Below are 17516 nucleotides of genomic sequence, written 5' to 3'. Positions count from 1 at the left end.
AGTCGCGCGTCCCGGCGGCGAAGTGCTTCTCGTTCCGCGTTTCCCTGTGACTGCCAACGGCTAGTCGGCTTGGCATGACAGTCGGTCCAACGGATCGATCGGTACTGCTCTGGCATGTGCACGGGTCTTGGACGGATGCGTTCGTCAGCGGCCGGCATCGCTACCTACTGCCGGTCAACCACGCACGAGACGTAGACGGGCTCGGGCTCGCCGGCCGGGACTGGCCGCGCGCGCACGAGGTCGCTGCAGACGAAATGCGGCACACTGCAGTGGATCTCGTGATCCTGCAGCGTCCGCACGAAGTGGAGCTCGCGCAGCGCCTGCTCGGCCGCCGTCCCGGTGTCGATGTGCCGGCCGTCTACGTCGAACACAATGCGCCCCGGCCATCCGCTGCCGACAGTGTGCATCCCCTGGCGCACCAGCGCGATATCCCACTGGTGCACGTCACCGACTTCAACCGGCTGATGTGGGACAACGGGATCGCCGACACCACCGTCATCGGACACGGCATCCCCGATCCGGGGCACCTCTACACCGGCGACATCGCGGCGGCGGCGACGATGATCAACGAGCCGATCAGGCGCAACCGCATCGTCGGCACCGACCTGCTCGAACAATTGGCGGCCGCCGCCCCCGTCGACGTCTGGGGGATCGGCACCGAGGCCCTGAACCATCCCGATCACCGACTGCCGGGCGTGACCGGGCGAGGTGACAGCCGGCACGCCGATTTGATGAGCGCGGTCGCTGCGCGGCGGGTCTACCTGCACACGGCGCGGTGGACATCGCTGGGGTTGTCGCTCATCGAGGCGATGTTCCTCGGCATGCCGGTGGTGTGTGTCGGTTCGACCATGGCGCCGCTGGTGGTGCCCGCGGAGGCGGGAGTCGTCAGCGCCGACACCGTCGAGCTGGCCGACGCGCTGAAGCGGTACGTCACCGATGTCGGTGCCGCCACGCTGGCCGGAAAGGCCGCCAGGGAGTTCGCGGTGACGCACTTCTCGCTGCAGCGGTTCCTGGACGGGTGGCAGGCGCTCATCGACGCACTCTGCGAAGGACAAGGAGCGAAATCATGAAGATCGCGATGGTCTCCGAACATGCGAGCCCGCTGGCGGCCCTCGGCGGGGTCGACGCCGGCGGCCAGAATGTGCACGTGGCGGCGCTCGCCGCGGCGATGGTCCGATGCGGCCACGACGTCACCGTCTACACCCGCCGTGACGACCCGGACCTGCCCTCGACGCTCATGACCGACGACGGTTACGCCGTCAATCACGTCCCGGCCGGCCCGGCCGCACCGGTACCGAAGGACGAGATGCTGCCCTACATGGGCGATTTCGGCCGGTTCCTGGACGACGAATGGCGCAGGCACCCACCCGACATCGCCCATGCGCACTTCTGGATGTCCGGTATCGCCACCCAGCTGGCCGCCAAACGCAACGCGGTACCGACCGTGCAGACCTTTCATGCCCTCGGCGTCGTGAAACGCCGCCATCAGGGGGCCGACGACAGCAGTCCCGCCGAGCGCCAGCTGTGGGAGACCGCGGTCGCCGACCGCGCCGACTGGATCGCGGCCACCTGCACCGACGAGGTGTTCGAGCTCGTCAGGATGGGACGCGCCCGGTCCCGGATATCGGTGGTGCCGTGCGGCGTGGATGCCGCGGTGTTCACGCCCGTCGGCCAGGCAGCCGAGCGCAGCGACCGTCCTCGCATCCTGTCTGTCGGCAGACTGGTCCGGCGCAAGGGATTCGACACCATGATCCGCGCCCTTCCCGGGATCAAGGGCGCCGAACTGGTCATCGCCGGCGGCCCGCCGGCCGCCGAGTTGGACTCCGACCCGGAGGCGCGCCGACTGCGCGCATTGGCGGCCGAACTCGTTGTCGCGCACCGCGTCCGGTTGCTCGGTGCGGTGCCCCACCACGACATGCCCGCGCTGTACCGATCCGCCGACCTGGTGGCCTGCACGCCCTGGTACGAACCCTTCGGCATCGTGCCACTGGAGGCCATGGCGTGTGCCGTGCCGGTGGTCGCCAACGCGATCGGCGGATTCACCGACACCGTGGTCGACGATGTGACCGGACGATTGGTGCCGGCGCGCAGTCCGGCGAAATGCGCGCAGGCGGCCAACGCCATCCTGCGTGACGCCTTCTACGGACGTGGCCTCGGATCGGCAGGCCGGGACCGCGCCCTGTCGCGGTACTCCTGGGATCGGATCGCGCTGGACACCCTGCGCATCTATGACCGGCTGGCGCCCAGGCCGGCGGCGTCGATGGCGCAGAGCCGATGACACCCGGCTCAGCCGTGGCGCTCGAGTGCGGCGGCATCGGCCTCCAGCCAATGCGGCAGCCGGCGACGCCCGCGCCACACCTGCGGCGACATCCGCAGCGCCTCACCGAGGGCACGGGCATGGGCGCGGTCGCGTACCGCGTGTCGTACCAGCTCTGCGGTATCCCGGTAGCAGACCGGCAGCGGTCGCCGCAGCCATGCTGTCAGCATGGCATTGCGGCGGGTGCGGGCGAGCTGCACCTGGCGCACCGGCCGAGACGGCGAAGGTTGGTGCACCGCAACCAGATCCGGACAGAAACACAGATCCCATCCCAGGCCGGCCATGTCCAACGCCAGCAACTGCTCCTCGCCCCGGAAATGCAACAGCGGCGAGAAGCCGCCGGCACCCTCGAACGCGGATTTGCGGACCAGCGCCGAACAGGCCAGGAAGCCGAGTATCGACGGGCCAGGCAGACCGGCGCGGTGACCGAGCGCGCTCGCGGCCAACGCGGCGACCACGGCATCGTCGCGGCCATCCGGCCACACCACCGTCCGCGCGGCCAGCAATCCGACCGTGGGGTGGTCGTCGAAGATCCGCTCCGCGAGCGCGACGGCCTCGGGCTCCCACCACGAATCGTCATCGCAGAACGCCACATAGGGTGTCGCGCTGCGGGCGACACCGACATTGCGTGCCACGGCGCCGAGATTGTCGTCGAGTTCGACGACGGTGACCCGGTCCCGGCCGGCCCGGTGGGCCACGGCGACGGTGTCGTCATCGGAGCCGTTGTCCACCACGATGACCGGGCACGGCGTCGTCGCGAGCAGACGGTCCAGCACCACCTTGAGCTCCGATGCTCGATTGCGGGTCGCTATGACAACCGTCGTACGCGCGTTCCCGGTAGCAGTCATATCGCTGACCTCTACCCCCTGAAGCCCCTCCCAAACTCCCTATCCGAAAGTGGGTCAACATGACTCGTGACATGCGCAGAGTCCTGGTGACCGGCGGCGCCGGCTTCCTCGGCGGATATCTGTGCGCCCGGCTGCTCGACGAGGGTGTCGAGGTGTGCTGTGTGGACAATCTGTCGACATCGGTCAGCGGTGCCGAGGGGGTGCTGCGCGACCGGCCCGGATACCGGTTCATCCGCCACGACATCACCGCGGCGCTGCCCCCCACCATGTCGTCGGCGGTCTTCGACACCGTGTTCCATCTGGCCTCGCCGGCCTCGCCGGCGGACTACTTCCGGTTGCCGGTGCAGACCCTGCGGGTGGGGTCGCTGGGCACCGCGGTGGTGCTCGACCTCGCCGAGCGCCACGGTGCACGCGTCGTGCTGGCGTCCACCAGTGAGGTGTACGGTGACCCGCTGGAACATCCGCAGCGCGAGACCTATTGGGGCAACGTCAATCCCATCGGTCCGCGCAGCGTCTACGACGAGGCGAAAAGATTTGCCGAGGCGCTGGTGTTCGCCTATGAACGCACCCGGTCGGCCGATATCGGAGTTGCCCGCATCTTCAACACCTATGGGCCCCGGATGCGGGTCGACGACGGCCGGATGGTGCCGACCTTCTGCCGTCAGGCGGTCACCGGAGCACCGATCACCGTGGAAGGCGACGGCAGCCAGACGCGGTCGCTGTGCTACGTCGGCGACACGGTGGGCGGGCTGATAGCCCTGGCGCGTTCGGATTCCAGCGGTCCGGTCAACATCGGGAACCCGCACGAACTCACCGTCATGCAGACCGCCGAACTGATCCGCGACCTCGCCGGCAGCAGCTCGCCGATCGTCAACGTGGCCGCGGCCACCGATGATCCGAAGCGCCGCTGCCCGGATATCGATGTCGCGCACCGGGAGATCGGCTGGCAGCCGGAGGTCAGCCACCGCGACGGGCTCGCCACGACGGTGCAGTGGTTCCAGAACGTGATGGGCGGTCACGCCGACGGCCGGCCCTCGGCATTCGACTCCGCCTGGCTGTCGACCGGCGCGAGGAGTGCATGATGCGGGTTCTCGGTATCAATGCCGTCTTCCACGACTCGGCCGCCGCCGTTGTCGTCGACGGTGAGATCATCGCCGCCGCAGAGGAAGAACGCTTCACCCGCCGCAAGCACGGTAAACAGGCGGTGCCGTTCTCGACATGGGAACTGCCGGTCGAGTCGGCGCGGTGGTGCCTGGCCGAGGCCGGTCTGCGACCGGAAGACCTCGACGCGGTCGGGTACTCCTATGATCCCGCTCTGATGGCCGGACTCAGCGATGATCTGGCCGGCCTGGACAACGACTGGGAGTACCTGCGCACGTTGTACGCCGCCAGGGCGCCACGGTTTCTGGCGACGGCGCTGCCGGGCCTGGACCCGGCCGTGGTGCGCCATATCCGCCACCACGTCGCACACGCCGCGTCGGCGGCGCTGGCCGCGCCGCACCCCGAATCCGCGGTGCTGGTGACCGACGGTCGCGGTGAACGCACCTCGATGCTGGCCGGACGCTACCGCGAGGGAAAGATCGATGTGCTGTCCTCCCAGGAACTGCCGCACTCCCTGGGCCTGTTCTACGAAAATCTCACCGAGCACCTCGGTTTCAAGCGCTCCAGCGACGAGTACAAGGTGATGGCGATGGGATCCTACGGATCCCCGACATTCGCCGACGAACTACGCACGCGGGTCTACGCCACCGGCGACGGCGGGTTCCGCACCGAACCGGTCGACTGGAACGCCCTGACCCCGCCGCGCACCCGTTCGGCCGGCGACGGGTCGGCGCTGGCCCGGCCCGAACCGCAGTATGCCGATCTGGCCTGCAGCGCCCAGCTCGTCGTCGAGGAGGTGCTGCTGGAGCTGGTGACCTGGCTGCGCGATCGCGTGGACTGCGAGCACCTGGCGATGGCCGGTGGCGTCGCCCTGAACTGCGTTGCCAATTCCAAGATCTGGCGCCGTGGCGGATTCTCCGACGTGTGGGTGCAGCCGGCGGCAGGGGACTCCGGCACCGCTTTGGGCGCCGCCCTGACGCTGGCCGCCGAGGCGGGTGACACGGTGGCACCGATGCCGAACGCCCGGCTGGGGCGCGGTTGGACGGATACCGAGATCGCCGCCATCCTGGACGAGGCGGATATCGAGTACAGCCGGCCCGCAGATTTCGCCGAGGCCGTCGGTGATGCACTGGCCGACAATGCGCTGGTCGCCTGGTTCCAGGGCCGATCGGAGTACGGTCCGCGCGCGCTGGGCGGACGCTCACTGCTGGCCGATCCGCGCCGCATCGACAACCTGGAACGGCTCAACACCGTCAAGGGCCGTGAGCAGTTCCGCCCCGTCGCACCGATGGTGCTGGCCGAGCGTGCCGCCGAGATCTTCACCGGCGGACCGATTCCGAGCCCCTACATGCTGTTCGTACACGATGTGGTGCCGCACTGGCGAGATCGCATCCCGGCGGTCACCCACGTGGACGGCACCGCCCGCATCCAGACCGTCGACGACTCCGATGCGCTGCTGCACGCCACGATCGGCCGTTTCGCCGAGCGCACCGGCGTCCCGGTGATCGTCAACACGAGTTTCAACACCGCGGGTCGGCCGATGGTGGACAGCCCGCAGGACGCCCTCGAGTGCTTCGGCAGCGCGCCCATCGATCTCCTGGCCATCGGCCCCTATCTGGTCTGGAGGCGCCGATGAGCACCGACTTCTCCGTCGTCATCCCGACGATCGGCCGGCCCGCCCTGCAGGGCCTGATCACCGCCCTGGACAACGCCGACGGCCCAGCGCCGGTCGAGGTCGTCATCGTCGACGACCGGCCGGTGCCCGCCCCCCTGCCGAAACTCATCACAGCGCTGCCGATCACGGTGCTGCGCAGCGGGGGCCGCGGGCCGGCCGCCGCCAGGAACACCGGGTGGCGGGCCACCACGACGCGTTGGGTGTGCTTCCTCGATGATGACGTGATCCCCGACCGGAACTGGTCGGCGGCCGTGGCCGACGATCTGCGGGCCGCCGAGGAGTCCGGTGCCGCGGCCTCGCAGGCATTGATCCGGGTGCCGGTGCCGCTGGACCGTCGGGTCAGCGATGACGAACGACGCACCACCCGGTTGAGCGGTGCCCGCTGGATCACCGCCGACATGGCCTATCGGCGCGATGTGTTGGTGACCGTCGGAGGTTTCGACGAACGCTTCCCGCGCGCCTATCGCGAGGATTCGGATCTGGCGCTGCGGGTGGTCGAGGCCGGCCACCACATCGTCATCGGGACGCGTGTCACGACGCACCCGATCAAGGGCTCGGACACCTTCAGCAGTGTGCGCGCGCAGATCGGCAACCGTGACAACGCCTTGATGCGGCGCAAGCACGGTCGGATGTGGCGACGGGCGATCGGCGAGGGGCCGGGCCGGATGCCGGCCCACCTGGTGACCACCGCGATGCTGGGCATCGTCGTGATCGGCGCGATCCGCGGTCACCGCCGCGCGGCCGGCCGCGGCGCACTCGGCTGGTGTGCGCTCACCGCGCAATTCGCGCTGCGACGCATCATCGGCGGCCCGAGAACTCCCGGCGACATCACAGGACTGGCGCTGACCAGCGCACTGATCCCGCCGGCCGCCGTCGCCCACCGCATCATCGGTGAGTGGACGCACCGGCGCGCCCGACGCGACCCACCGCTGGCGGTGCTCTTCGACCGCGACGACACCATCATCGAGGACGGCCCGTACCTCAGCGATCCCGAAGGCGTTCGGCTCAAGCCCGGCGCCCGCAGGGCACTGACGGCACTGCGCGACAAGGGATTGCTGATCGCAGTGGTCACCAATCAGTCCGGGGTGGCGCGCGGACTGATCACCGATGAGCAGCTGCATGCGGTCAATGCCCGCGTCGAGTCGGTGCTCGGCCCGTTCGACAGCTGGCAGGTGTGCGTGCACGACAGCGGGGACGGCTGCCGTTGCCGCAAACCCGAACCGGGCATGGTCCTGGCGGCCGCCGCCGACCTGGACGTCGACCCCACGCGGTGTGTGCTGATCGGTGACACCGGCGGAGATGTCAGCGCCGCGCTGAACGCCCAGGCCCGGGCGGTGCTGGTCCCCACGCCCCGCACCTTGGCGCACGAGGTCGCCGCGGCACGCCGCCGAGCCCGGGTGGCGCCGAACCTGAGGGCGGCCGTCGACCTGGTCCTGCGGGACTGCCGATGAGCACCGCCCTGGTTGCCCGACTGGACAGCGCCGGTGACGTCCTGATCACCGGGCCCGCCGTGCGGGCCGTGGCGAGCGCGCACGACCGGGTGGTCTTCCTGTGCGGTCCACGCGGGCGGGCCGCCGCGGAGCTGCTGCCCGGTATCGACGAGATCATCGAATGGCAGGCGCCGTGGGTGGATTTCGACTCACCGGGGCTCACCGCCGATCATGTCGACGCCCTGGTCAAACAACTGCGGGATCACCGCCTGGACCGGGTGTTCATCCTGACATCGTTCCACCAGTCACCGCTGCCGCTGGCCTTGATCTGCCGGATGGCCTCGGTGCCGTGGATCGCCGCCATCAGCGAGGACTACCCGGGCACGTTGCTCGACGTGCGCCACCACGTCGCCGACGGCGTCCCGGAGCCGCTGCGCGCGTTGTTCCTGGTGCAGGCCGGTGGTATCCCGGCGCCACCCAATGACGACGCAGGGTTGCGGATCCGTCCGGTGGGTGAGCTGCCCGAGCACCTGCGCGCGCTCGTCGGATCAGACCCGTTCGTGGCGTTCCATCCCTGCGCGGCCGTACCGGCGCGGATGCCGAGTGTCGCACGCAGCACCGAGATGGTGGCGGCACTTTCCGCGGCCGGCCATCGCGTGGTGATCACCGGGTCCGAGGCCGAATACGCGGTGGCCGAGCAGGTTTGCGGCGGGCTGGCGGTGAATCTGGCGGGACGGACGTCGATGTCCGAGCTGGCCGCGGTGTACGCCGCAGCCCGGGTCGTCGTCGTGCCCAACACCGGTCCGGCCCACCTGGCGGCAGCCGTCGGTGCGCCGGTGGTGTCGTTGTTCGCCCCGGTGGTGCCGGCCTCGCAGTGGAAACCGATGGGTCTGCCGGTTGTCGTGCTGGGCGACCAGGACGCACCCTGCCGCAACAGTCGGGCCCGCCGCTGCCCCATCCCGAACCATCCGTGCTTGGACGGCATCACCGACACCGAACTACTCGAAGCCATCGATCAGCTGGGAGGCCGACCATGATCACCGATCATTTCACCGCGCTCGAACAGGCCCTGGACCGCAACCGGGTGGCCGCCGCGACGGTGGCGGCCTGGGGTGAGCACCTGGCCGGGGTGCTGACCGGCGGCGGCCGCCTGCTGGCTTGCGGTAACGGCGGCAGCGCCGCGGAGGCCCAGCACCTCACCGCCGAGCTGGTCGGGCGCTTCCGCGACGAACGGATCCCGTTGTCGGCCATCGCCTTACATGCCGACACCTCGGCACTCACCGCGCTGGTCAACGATTACGGCGAAGACGAGATGTTCGCCCGCGGTGTGCGGGCCCACGGCCGCCGGGGTGACGTGCTGATCGCACTGTCGACCAGTGGATCGAGCCACAATGTGCTCACCGCGGTCAAATCGGCGCACGAGGTCGGTATGCGCAGTTGGGCGGTGACGGGCCCCGGGCCGAATCCGTTGGCCGCCATGTGCGATGACGCCATCTGCGTGGACGCCCCGTCCACCGCCACCGTGCAGGAGATGCACCTGCTGCTGGTGCACGCGCTGTGTATGTCCGTCGACGCCGCGATCGAGGCATCATGACGGGCCCGCGGTTGCTGGTCATCGGTGACTCGATGCTCGACATCGACATCGATGGCACCGCATCACGGCTCAGCCCCGAGGCGCCGGTGCCGGTGGTCGACGGAGAGCGGGTGAGCCGGCGGCCCGGCGGTGCCGGGCTGGCCGCCGCCCTGGCCGCTCGGCACGGCGCCGCGGTGACATTGGTGACCGCCGTCGGCGATGACGAACACGGACACACGCTGTGCCGCCTGCTGGCCGACAGCGGGGTGGAGGTGATCGCCCTGCCGTTGTCCGGTGGCACGGCCTGCAAGACCCGGGTGCGCGCCGACGGCCAGAACGTCGTGCGCCTGGATCAGGGCGCCGGAACCGCCGCGCCCAGCACACTTTCGGGCGGCCTGGCCGAACTGGGCGGCTCGATGGACGCGGTGGTGGTCGCCGATTACGGCCGGGGCGTCAGCGCCGACGCCGGCATCAGAACGCTGCTGACCGGTATCGCCGAGAACATCCCGGTGGTGTGGGACCCGCACCCGCGCGGTGCGACACCCACCGCCGGAGCCGCCCTCATCACGCCGAACGAAGCCGAGGCGCAACACTTCTCGCACCCCGATCAGCCGGTCTCGGCCGAGGATCTGCGACGCCGGTGGAACGCCCGGGCGGTCTGCGTGACACTGGGGCATCGCGGTGCGATGGTGGCGACCGGCTCCGGAAGCTGCACCCATCTGGCACCTCCGCAGCGCGTCGCGGCCCGCGCCGATGCGTGCGGAGCCGGGGACCGCTTCGCCGTCGCCGCCGCCATGGCACTGGCCGCCGGTGCCGATGCGGCGGCTGCGGCGGCGTCCGCGGTCGAGGCGGCGACCCGATTCGTCATCGCGGGCGCGGCGGGATCGGTGTCGACGGTCACCTCGCTGTCCGTCGGCCCGGACCCGCTGGCCGGCGGTGTGCCGGCGCTCGGCATGGCTCCGATCTTCGACCACATCGGCGAGGTGGCGCCCGGGCTGCGCCGACGCGGCGGCCGACTGGTCGCCACCGGCGGCTGCTTCGACCTGCTGCACACCGGGCATGTGCGGCTGCTGCACCGCGCTCGTGAACTGGGCAGCGCGCTCGTCGTGTTGCTGAACTCCGATGACTCCGTGCGGGCGCTCAAAGGTTCCACCCGGCCGGTGATGCCGGCCCAGGACCGGGCCCGGGTGCTGGCGGCATTGGCCTGTGTGGATGCCGTCTGCATCTTCGATGAGCTCTCACCGGAGTCGGCCCTGGCCGAACTGCGACCCGATATCTGGGTCAAGGGTGGCGATTACACCGCCGCCGACCTGCCCGAGGCCGATGTGGTGCGCGCCCACGGCGGAGATGTGGTGCTGCTGCCCACGCTCGCGGGTTACTCGTCATCCCGACTGATCGCGGCCGCGCGGTCCTGACACACGAAAGGTCCACCATGCAACCTTCACTCGGTAACGTCATCGTCTCCGGCGGATCCTCCGGGCTGGGCGCCGCCACGGTGCGCGCACTGCTCACCCACGGTGCCAACCCCGTTGTCCTGGACAAGAACTCCCCGGGTATCGACGTCGGTTTCGAATGCGTCGACCTGGCCGATACGGCGGCCGTTCACGAGGCCGTGACCACACTGGCGGCCCGGTGCGGCGGCCGTATCGACGGCGTCTTCACGGCGGCGGGTATCGACTCGTGCGGCCCGCTCGACGGTGTGCCGACCAACGATTGGGAACGCGTCGTGCAGGTGAACCTGTTCGGCACGGCGGCGGTGATCCGCGCGGCGCTGCCCTATCTGCGCGAGTCCAAGGGCCGCGTCGTCACCTGTGCCTCGACGCTCGGTATCAAAGCCGTCGGGGACGCAACGGCCTACTGCGCATCGAAGTTCGGCGTCGTCGGCTTCACCCGAGCGCTGGCCGCCGAACTCAGCGGCGAGGTCGGTGTCACCCTGCTCATCCCGGGCGGCATGCACACCGCGTTCTTCGACAGCAGGCCCGAGCAGTACAAGCCGCCCGCCGATGCCGTGCTCAACGATCCCGCCAATGTCGCCGAGACGGTGGTCTTCGCGCTCGGCCGGCCCGCCGGTTGCGAGATCCGCGAACTGGTGGTGTGCGCCCCGACGGAATCCTCGTGGCCGTGACAGCGACGCCGGAATCGATCTTCGTGCTGCGCGCGCTGGGCCTCGGCGACCTGTGCACCGCCGTGCCAGCACTGCGCGGCCTGCGGCGCGCCTATCCGGAGGCGCACATCACGCTGGCCACACCGCAGCCGCTGCACGAACTCGCCTTGCTGACCGGTGCGGTGGACGATGCCGTCGCCGTCGCCGGGTTGGGGGAGCTGTCCGCGGCCGCGGAGCGCGTCGACCTGGCGGTCAATCTGCACGGATGTGGGCCGCAGAGTCTCGACGATCTGCGTCGACTGCGCCCGCTGCGGACTCTGACGCACCACCACCCGAAGTACCCGGACCTGCCGGGCCCCGCCTATCCGTCCGACTCCCACGAGGTCGACCGGTGGTGTCGCATGCTGGCCTGGTTCGGAATCGACTGCGAACCAGACGATCTGCACCTCACCATGCTCCGGGAGTCCGGGCATCCCGGTGCCGTCGTGATCCATCCGGGTGCCTCGGCGATGTCGCGGCGCTGGCCGGCGCACCGGTACGTGGCCGTCGCCGCCCGGCTGCACGCGATGGGCCTGCCCGTGGTGGTCACCGGCGACGAGCGGGAGAAGGCGCTGGCCGAGTTCGTCGCCGACCGCGCCGGCCTACCGCCGACGGCCGTGCTGGCGGGCGCGCTGTCGGTGACCGAACTGGTGGCGCTGATCAACGACGCCCGACTACTGATCTGTGGTGATACCGGCGTCGCGCATATCGCGACGGCCACCGCGACCCCCTCGGTCCTGCTGTTCGGGCCGACCCCGCCGGCGCACTGGGGACCCCGCTCGGACGGCCCGCACGTGGTGTTGTGGCGTGGCGGCACCGGCGACCCGCACGACGACCGACCCGACACCGGCCTGCTCGGCATCACGACCGCCGATGTCCTCGACGCGACCGGGCAGGTGTTGGCGCGGTCGGCGTGAAAGCTGTTCAGCGACGCAGGGTCTGGTGGGGACTCTCGCCGTAGGTGTTGCGGTACAGGCCCGCGAAATGCCCGCTGTGCACGAACCCCCACCGGGCGGCCGTGGCGGCGACCGTGGTGGCACCGCAATCACCGGCCATCAGGTCATGGTGGGTGTTGGTCAGCCGGACCTCGCGCAGGTACGACGTGGGTGTGGTGCCGAGATACCGCCGGAACATGTACTGAACCGAGCGCGGCGTCAGGAACACCGCGGCGGCGATATCGTCGACGCCGATATTGCGCGCGGCGTTCTGCCGGATGAAGTCCACGGCCCGGCGCAGCGACAAGGGCTGACGGTCCCCATCCGCGGCGACAGCGCGGTCGGCCGGCGACTCGTGCGGGAAGGCCGCCAGCACGGCGCTGGCCAGCATCCGGCCCGCGGACTCGCGCAGCAGTCGCGTCCCGGGCAGCTCACCCGAGGCCAGCACACCGACGACGAGACGTTCGGCGGTGGTGAGTGTGTCGCTCATCCCACGGTCGGTCGGCATGAGTCCGCTGAACCGGATCACTGACCGGCACGTAGCGTCGTCGCTCACCTCATCGAGCAGGGGTCGGGTCACCACGACCGAGCGCAACCAGGCGTCCTGCAGATGGATGCGGACGCTGTTGAGCCCGGTCGAGGCCAGCACCCACTCGCCCGGACCGGCGGTGGCGGTCAGCGTGCCGTACCGGCATTCGACTCGCCCACTGAGAACCTGCAGCGCGACGACCGAGGTCATCGGCTCGGTCCGGAGGCGGACGTCACCGCTGTGCCAGATCTCTTCGACGGCGTAGGCACCCACGTCGATCCGGGAGTGCGAACAGAAACACCCGCGCTCGGCCGCCTCGATCGTGAAATGGGTGCCGTAGGTGCGGTCCAGATACGCGCGCAGCAGCCCAGCGTCGGCGGTGTCGATGCCCACACGCTCCGGGACGGTGAGGTGGAGAGGGGTCGATGCCATCGGGTCTCCAGGATGAAGCGCTGAAGGGCTCCGAGACTGGACCCAAGATCTTCTCAGTCTAACCCCCCGGCGTCCGATACGGTCCCCCTATGAGACGAGTGACCATCATCACCGGCGGCGCGGGCGGCATGGGCACCGCGACCGCCGGCCTCATGGGGCCCGACCACGCGGTGGTGTTGTGCGATGTGCGCCAGGACCGGCTCGAGCGCGCCGCCGCCACACTCGGCGAACGCGGAATCGAGGTCACCGCGGTGAACTGCGATGTCACCGACCGGGCCGCAGTGGACGCGCTGTTCGACACCGCGGCCGAACACGGCACGATCGCCGCGGTGGTGCACACCGCCGGCGTCAGTCCCTCCATGGGCGATGCCGAGTACGTGCTGCGCACCAACGCCATCGGCACCCTCAACGTCAACGAGGCGTTCTACCGCGCCGTGGGAGACGGTGGCGCCATCGTCAACGTGGCGTCGATGGCCGCGCACCTGCTGCCCGAGGAGATGATCCCGGTGGCGGCGTTCCCGAAGGCGTTCACCGACCCGGCGGCTTTCCTGCGCGAGGCCCTGGCCGCCTGCGATATCGCCGGGGCGCCGGCCCACCCCGGCATCGCCTACGGGGTGAGCAAGAACTTCGTGAAGTGGTACAGCAGCAGTCAGGCCGAACGTTTCAACGGCCGCCGACTGCGCATCGTGTCGGTGTCGCCGGGGTCGGTGGACACCGAGATGGGACGACTGGAGGAGAAGGCCGGCGCCGGTGCTTTGGTGGCCGATGCCGCCGTACCGCGCTGGGGCACCGCGCAGGAGATGGCGGAGCTGTTCGCGTTCTGCGTCAGCGACCGGGCCGGCTACCTCACCGGCACCGACATCCTCAACGACGGCGGTGTCGTCGCCTCCGTCCGGGAACGGTCCCGGATCGCCGCCGCGGGAGTGTAAAGCCGCTGCTGGCAGGGTAATCCGATGCATGCGTTTGCGGCGTAGCAACCTCAGCGGCCCCGGCCTCACCCGGCGGCGCAGCGGAAAGGGCTTCACCTACCACGGCCCTGACGGCCAGTTGGTCGACGATGCCGACACCCGGGCCCGGATCAAGGACCTGGTGATACCGCCGGCCTGGCGCAAGGTGTGGATCAGCCCGCACGCCAACGGGCACATCCAGGCCGTCGGAACCGATGCCGCCGGACGCCGGCAGTACCTGTATCACCAGGCGTGGCAAGAGGAACGCGCCGAGGAGAAGTTCGACCGGGTGTTGGAACTGTCCACCCGGCTGCCGGGCTGGCGGGAGCAGATCGCCAAGGACCTCGCCGGGCGTGGACTGTCGCGCGACCGGGTTCTGGCCCTGGCCCTGCAACTGCTGGACCGCGGCTACTTCCGCGCCGGCGGCGAACAGTACGCCGAAGAACACGAATCCTATGGCCTGGCGACCCTGCAGTGTGAGCACGTGGCGCTGCGTGGCAAGGCGGTGGCGTTCGACTATCCCGCCAAGAGCGGGGTGCGCCGCACGCTGGAGGTCGAGGATGCCGAGGTCGTCCGCGCGGTGCGGGCACTACTGCGCCGCGATGGCCGCACCGAGCGATTGCTCGTGTGCCGCAACGAATCCGGCTGGGTGGACATCCATGCCGCGGACCTCAACACGAGGTTCAAGGAGCTCGTCGGCGACGAATACAGTGTCAAGGATCTGCGCACCTGGCATGGCACCGTGCTGGCGGCCGCCGCGTTCGCCGATGCCGAGCCACCGAAAACCGAACGCGCGGCCAAACGCTCGGTGTCGACGGTCATGAAGCAGGTGTCCGAGGAATTGGGCAACACGCCCGCGGTCGCCCGCAGCTCCTATGTCGACCCCCGGGTCGTCAACGGTTACCACGAGGGCATCACCATCGCCGCGGCCGCCAAACGCGCCGCCAAGCAGAAGAATCCGGCGGAGGCGGCCTGCATCCTGGAGAAGGCCACCCGCCAGCTGGTGCGCAAGGTCGCCAAGAGTTGAGACGTTTGGCTCGGGTGCCGGTGGGGCACACTTCAAGATGCCTAACTCATCGATCAAGAACGAGAAGATGTACGAGGAGTTGCGCGATCAGGGCAACTCCAAGGAGAAGGCGGCGCGGATCTCCAACGCCGCCGCGGCCCGCGGCAAATCCTCGGTCGGGCACAAGGGTGGCAAGTCGGGTTCGTACGAGGACTGGAACGTGTCCGACCTGAAGAAGCGGGCCAAAGAACTCGGCATGTCGGGCTATTCGAACCTGACGAAGGACAAGTTGGTCGACAAGCTCAGGAATCACTGATTCCCAGCCGGTCGGCCAGCGTCAGGAAGGCCACCGCGAAATCGTTGTCCGCGGTGGCCTCGCGCACCGCGTCCCAATCGACCCGCTCCCGGACGGCGCGGGCGGCCGGCAGCAGCGAGGTGAAGTCGCAGTAGTGTTCGCCCAGTGCCTTGAGCTTCTGGGTCAGCACGAACGTCACGGGCAGCACCGGCATCCGGATCGCCAGCACATCGCGCTCTTCGGCGCAGTTCAGGGTCTCCGGGGTCACCACCACCCCGTTGAGCCGGTGCAGGACGTCGACGAGGATGTCATCGCTGTGCGCCTTGAACAACCAGTCCTCCGGCGGACGTTCGATCCGGAAACCGGCCTTGCACAGGGTGGTGGCAGCGGCCTCGGTATCCGCCTCGGCCACCACGAAGTCGACGTCATGGACGGGCTCGGGTCCGCCGGCAACCCAGATCGCATAGCTGCCCGCCAAGGCGAACCGCGGGCCGTGCTCCTTGAACGCCGAAGCGGCGGTCCGCAGCGCCGCGCGCAGTTCCTCATGTGTCGACATGCCATGGTGGGTACCCACTGGCCATGCGTATTGCGACCTTCAACATCCTGCACGGCCGCACGGTGGGCGACGGCGTCCATCCGGCACGGTTGACCGAGTGCATCAAACAGCTCGATCCCGACATCCTGGCTTTGCAGGAAGTAGATCTGGAGCAGCAGCGGTCGGGTCGGGCGGACCTCACCGCGGTCGCGGCCGAGGCCATGGGGGCGGTCGCGCACCGCTTCGTGGCCGCCATCGCGGGCACCCCGGGCGCCACCTGGATGGCGGCGACCGGAGAAGAACAACCGGGCACCGCCGCGTACGGTATCGCGCTGCTGTCGCGCTATCCGGCCACCAGCTGGCAGGTGGTGCGGCTGCCCCGCATCCCGATGCGCTTCCCGGTGTATCTGCCGGGGCCCAACAAGGTCATGATCGTCAACGAGGAGCCACGCGCCGCGGTCATCGCCCAGCTCGACACCCCGCTGGGGCCCATCTCGGTGGCCAACACGCATCTGTCGTTCGTCCCCGGTTGGAATCGCAGGCAGCTACGGCGCCTGGTGCGCGATCTGAAGGGACTCCCGGGACCGCACATCCTGGCCGGCGACCTCAACCTGACACCGGAAACCGCGTCACGATGGTCGGGGTTGCGGTCCCTGGCCGCGGCGCCGACGTTTCCCGCCGACGCGCCGACCCGACAGCTGGACCACATCCTCACCGACGACCCGGCGCTGTGCGCGCACAACTGCATCGCTCCGGCGGCGGAACTGTCGGATCACCGCCCGCTGGCGGTGGACATCGAACTCGGTTAGTCAGTCGGTGCTGCGCGCCTCGGCGCCGGATTCACCGCTGTCGAAATCGTCGTCGGCGAAGGTGCGGCCGACATAGGAGCCGCCCTCGTCGCCGTCGGCGCGCGAGGCGGCCACCTTCGGGTCGTCCTGTACATCGGATTCGCTGTGCTCGGATTCGCGCTTCTCGGGATCTGGACCGGTCATCGCCGTGGGGTACCCGCGGCCGGTGCGGCTCAACCGACATGAGGTTTGGCGTACAGCCATCGGGGAAGTCCGCGGGTATGGGCGTGACAGTGCAACCGGGAACAGTTGTCGTCTTCACCGATGTGGTGTGCGGGTGGTCGACGGTGTCGTTGCACCGCTTCTACCAAGCACGGGAGCGGGCGGGCCTGACCGACCGATTACGGGTGGACCACCAACTGTTCCTGCTCGAAGATCTGAACAAGTTCCCGATCCCCAAGCGGTACCTGGATGCCGAGATACCGGTGGTCGGCGCGCTGGCACCGGACTTCGGATGGTCGCCGTGGCAGGGAGATTCGGCAACCTGGCCGATCACCTCGTTGCTCGCGAACGAGGCCGTGCACGCGGCCAAGCGACAGTCCGCGCGTGCGGCCGAGGAGCTCGACATGGCGCTGCGGCACGCCTTTTTCACCGACAGCAGACCGATATCGCTGTTGCACGAGATCGTGGATGTCGCGCAGGGATGTGACCACGTCGACGCCACCGAACTGAGCCGGGATCTGGAGGAGGGGACGGCGCGCGGAGAGATGATGCGCGCCTACCGGCGATACACCCCGGACGTGCAGGGCAGTCCGCACTTCTTTCTGCACGACGGATCCGATGTGCACAATCCCGGTGTGAAACTGCATTGGGAGGGTGAACCCGGAACGGGCTTCCCGGTCGTCGACAGCGACGACCCGTCGGCCATGGACGACTTGGTGGCCCGCGCCGCCTCCTGATGA

Annotated in this window: 19 protein-coding genes; 15 read left to right on the top strand and 4 right to left on the bottom strand. The window is 69.4% G+C overall.

What is annotated here, in order from left to right; translation table 11 throughout:
- Positions 1–74: 74 nt before the first annotated feature.
- Both ACWDUN_RS12450 and ACWDUN_RS12445 read left to right on the top strand, forming a co-directional pair.
- A complete protein-coding gene (locus tag ACWDUN_RS12450; RefSeq protein ID WP_449928945.1) occupies positions 75–1070 on the top strand; it encodes a glycosyltransferase in 996 nt (331 codons plus the stop codon).
- Positions 1067–2278 (top strand): glycosyltransferase, encoded by a 1212-nt coding sequence (locus ACWDUN_RS12445; RefSeq protein WP_449928943.1) that lies wholly within the window; start codon positions 1067–1069, stop codon positions 2276–2278. Before ACWDUN_RS12450 ends, ACWDUN_RS12445 begins: the two co-directional genes overlap by 4 nt.
- Before the next feature lie 8 nt (positions 2279–2286).
- On the opposite strand, the gene ACWDUN_RS12440 is transcribed toward ACWDUN_RS12445, so the two are convergent.
- Complete coding sequence (locus tag ACWDUN_RS12440) at positions 2287–3165, bottom strand: glycosyltransferase family 2 protein (protein ID WP_449928941.1); 879 nt, start codon at positions 3163–3165, stop codon at positions 2287–2289.
- A 59-nt stretch (positions 3166–3224) separates the two neighbouring features.
- Between ACWDUN_RS12440 and ACWDUN_RS12435 the strand changes: the two genes are divergently transcribed.
- The 8 genes from ACWDUN_RS12435 to ACWDUN_RS12400 are packed head-to-tail and all read left to right on the top strand — an operon-like array spanning position 3225 to position 12004.
- Positions 3225–4247 carry an NAD-dependent epimerase/dehydratase family protein gene (locus ACWDUN_RS12435; protein ID WP_449928939.1) on the top strand — a complete coding sequence of 341 codons (1023 nt, stop codon included), beginning with the start codon at positions 3225–3227 and terminating at the stop codon, positions 4245–4247.
- Positions 4247–5902: a carbamoyltransferase family protein gene (locus ACWDUN_RS12430; RefSeq protein WP_449928937.1), complete on the top strand. Its 1656-nt coding sequence runs from the start codon at positions 4247–4249 to the stop codon at positions 5900–5902. The genes ACWDUN_RS12435 and ACWDUN_RS12430 overlap by 1 nt, the downstream gene beginning before the upstream one ends.
- Positions 5899–7392: an HAD-IIIA family hydrolase gene (locus ACWDUN_RS12425; protein ID WP_449928935.1), complete on the top strand. Its 1494-nt coding sequence runs from the start codon at positions 5899–5901 to the stop codon at positions 7390–7392. The genes ACWDUN_RS12430 and ACWDUN_RS12425 overlap by 4 nt, the downstream gene beginning before the upstream one ends.
- Entirely contained in the window at positions 7389–8408 is a 1020-nt protein-coding gene (locus ACWDUN_RS12420) for a glycosyltransferase family 9 protein (RefSeq protein ID WP_449928933.1), read from the top strand. Before ACWDUN_RS12425 ends, ACWDUN_RS12420 begins: the two co-directional genes overlap by 4 nt.
- Positions 8405–8965, top strand: coding sequence for a D-sedoheptulose-7-phosphate isomerase (locus tag ACWDUN_RS12415; RefSeq protein ID WP_449928931.1), 561 nt, complete (start codon positions 8405–8407; stop codon positions 8963–8965). The genes ACWDUN_RS12420 and ACWDUN_RS12415 overlap by 4 nt, the downstream gene beginning before the upstream one ends.
- Positions 8962–10359 (top strand): PfkB family carbohydrate kinase, encoded by a 1398-nt coding sequence (locus tag ACWDUN_RS12410; RefSeq protein ID WP_449928929.1) that lies wholly within the window; start codon positions 8962–8964, stop codon positions 10357–10359. Before ACWDUN_RS12415 ends, ACWDUN_RS12410 begins: the two co-directional genes overlap by 4 nt.
- A 17-nt stretch (positions 10360–10376) precedes the next feature.
- The gene (locus tag ACWDUN_RS12405) at positions 10377–11069 is read left to right on the top strand and encodes an SDR family oxidoreductase (RefSeq protein WP_449928927.1); all 693 of its coding nucleotides are present in this window, start codon (positions 10377–10379) and stop codon (positions 11067–11069) included.
- Positions 11060–12004, top strand: a complete 945-nt coding sequence (locus ACWDUN_RS12400) for a glycosyltransferase family 9 protein (RefSeq protein WP_449928925.1) — start codon at positions 11060–11062, stop codon at positions 12002–12004. The genes ACWDUN_RS12405 and ACWDUN_RS12400 overlap by 10 nt, the downstream gene beginning before the upstream one ends.
- A 7-nt stretch (positions 12005–12011) precedes the next feature.
- On the opposite strand, the gene ACWDUN_RS12395 is transcribed toward ACWDUN_RS12400, so the two are convergent.
- Positions 12012–12983, bottom strand: coding sequence for an AraC family transcriptional regulator (locus ACWDUN_RS12395; RefSeq protein ID WP_449928923.1), 972 nt, complete (start codon positions 12981–12983; stop codon positions 12012–12014).
- An 89-nt stretch (positions 12984–13072) separates the two neighbouring features.
- Between ACWDUN_RS12395 and ACWDUN_RS12390 the strand changes: the two genes are divergently transcribed.
- The 3 genes from ACWDUN_RS12390 to ACWDUN_RS12380 are packed head-to-tail and all read left to right on the top strand — an operon-like array spanning position 13073 to position 15252.
- Positions 13073–13912: an SDR family oxidoreductase gene (locus tag ACWDUN_RS12390; protein WP_449928921.1), complete on the top strand. Its 840-nt coding sequence runs from the start codon at positions 13073–13075 to the stop codon at positions 13910–13912.
- 28 nt (positions 13913–13940) lie between these two features.
- The gene (locus tag ACWDUN_RS12385) at positions 13941–14957 is read left to right on the top strand and encodes a DNA topoisomerase IB (RefSeq protein ID WP_449928919.1); all 1017 of its coding nucleotides are present in this window, start codon (positions 13941–13943) and stop codon (positions 14955–14957) included.
- Between the two features lie 37 nt (positions 14958–14994).
- Complete coding sequence (locus ACWDUN_RS12380; protein WP_449928917.1) at positions 14995–15252, top strand: DUF7218 family protein; 258 nt, start codon at positions 14995–14997, stop codon at positions 15250–15252.
- Here the strand turns inward: ACWDUN_RS12380 and ACWDUN_RS12375 are convergent.
- Entirely contained in the window at positions 15239–15787 is a 549-nt protein-coding gene (locus tag ACWDUN_RS12375) for a hypothetical protein (RefSeq protein WP_449928915.1), read from the bottom strand. The two genes, ACWDUN_RS12380 and ACWDUN_RS12375, sit on opposite strands and share 14 nt — an antisense overlap.
- A 23-nt stretch (positions 15788–15810) precedes the next feature.
- Between ACWDUN_RS12375 and ACWDUN_RS12370 the strand changes: the two genes are divergently transcribed.
- On the top strand, positions 15811–16575 hold the full coding sequence (locus tag ACWDUN_RS12370) for an endonuclease/exonuclease/phosphatase family protein (protein ID WP_449928913.1): 765 nt from the start codon (positions 15811–15813) through the stop codon (positions 16573–16575).
- Here ACWDUN_RS12370 and ACWDUN_RS12365 read toward each other — a convergent pair whose 3' ends face one another.
- A complete protein-coding gene (locus ACWDUN_RS12365) occupies positions 16576–16758 on the bottom strand; it encodes a hypothetical protein (protein WP_449928911.1) in 183 nt (60 codons plus the stop codon).
- A gap of 77 nt (positions 16759–16835) precedes the next feature.
- Here ACWDUN_RS12365 and ACWDUN_RS12360 point away from each other — a divergent pair, with 77 nt between their 5' ends.
- On the top strand, positions 16836–17513 hold the full coding sequence (locus ACWDUN_RS12360) for a DsbA family oxidoreductase (protein ID WP_449928909.1): 678 nt from the start codon (positions 16836–16838) through the stop codon (positions 17511–17513).
- Positions 17514–17516 lie beyond the last annotated feature (3 nt).

Source organism: Mycobacterium sp. NPDC003323, assembly GCF_053589535.1.
Note: the sequence above shows the minus strand (reverse complement) of the source record. Positions and strands in the feature narration are given on the sequence as shown.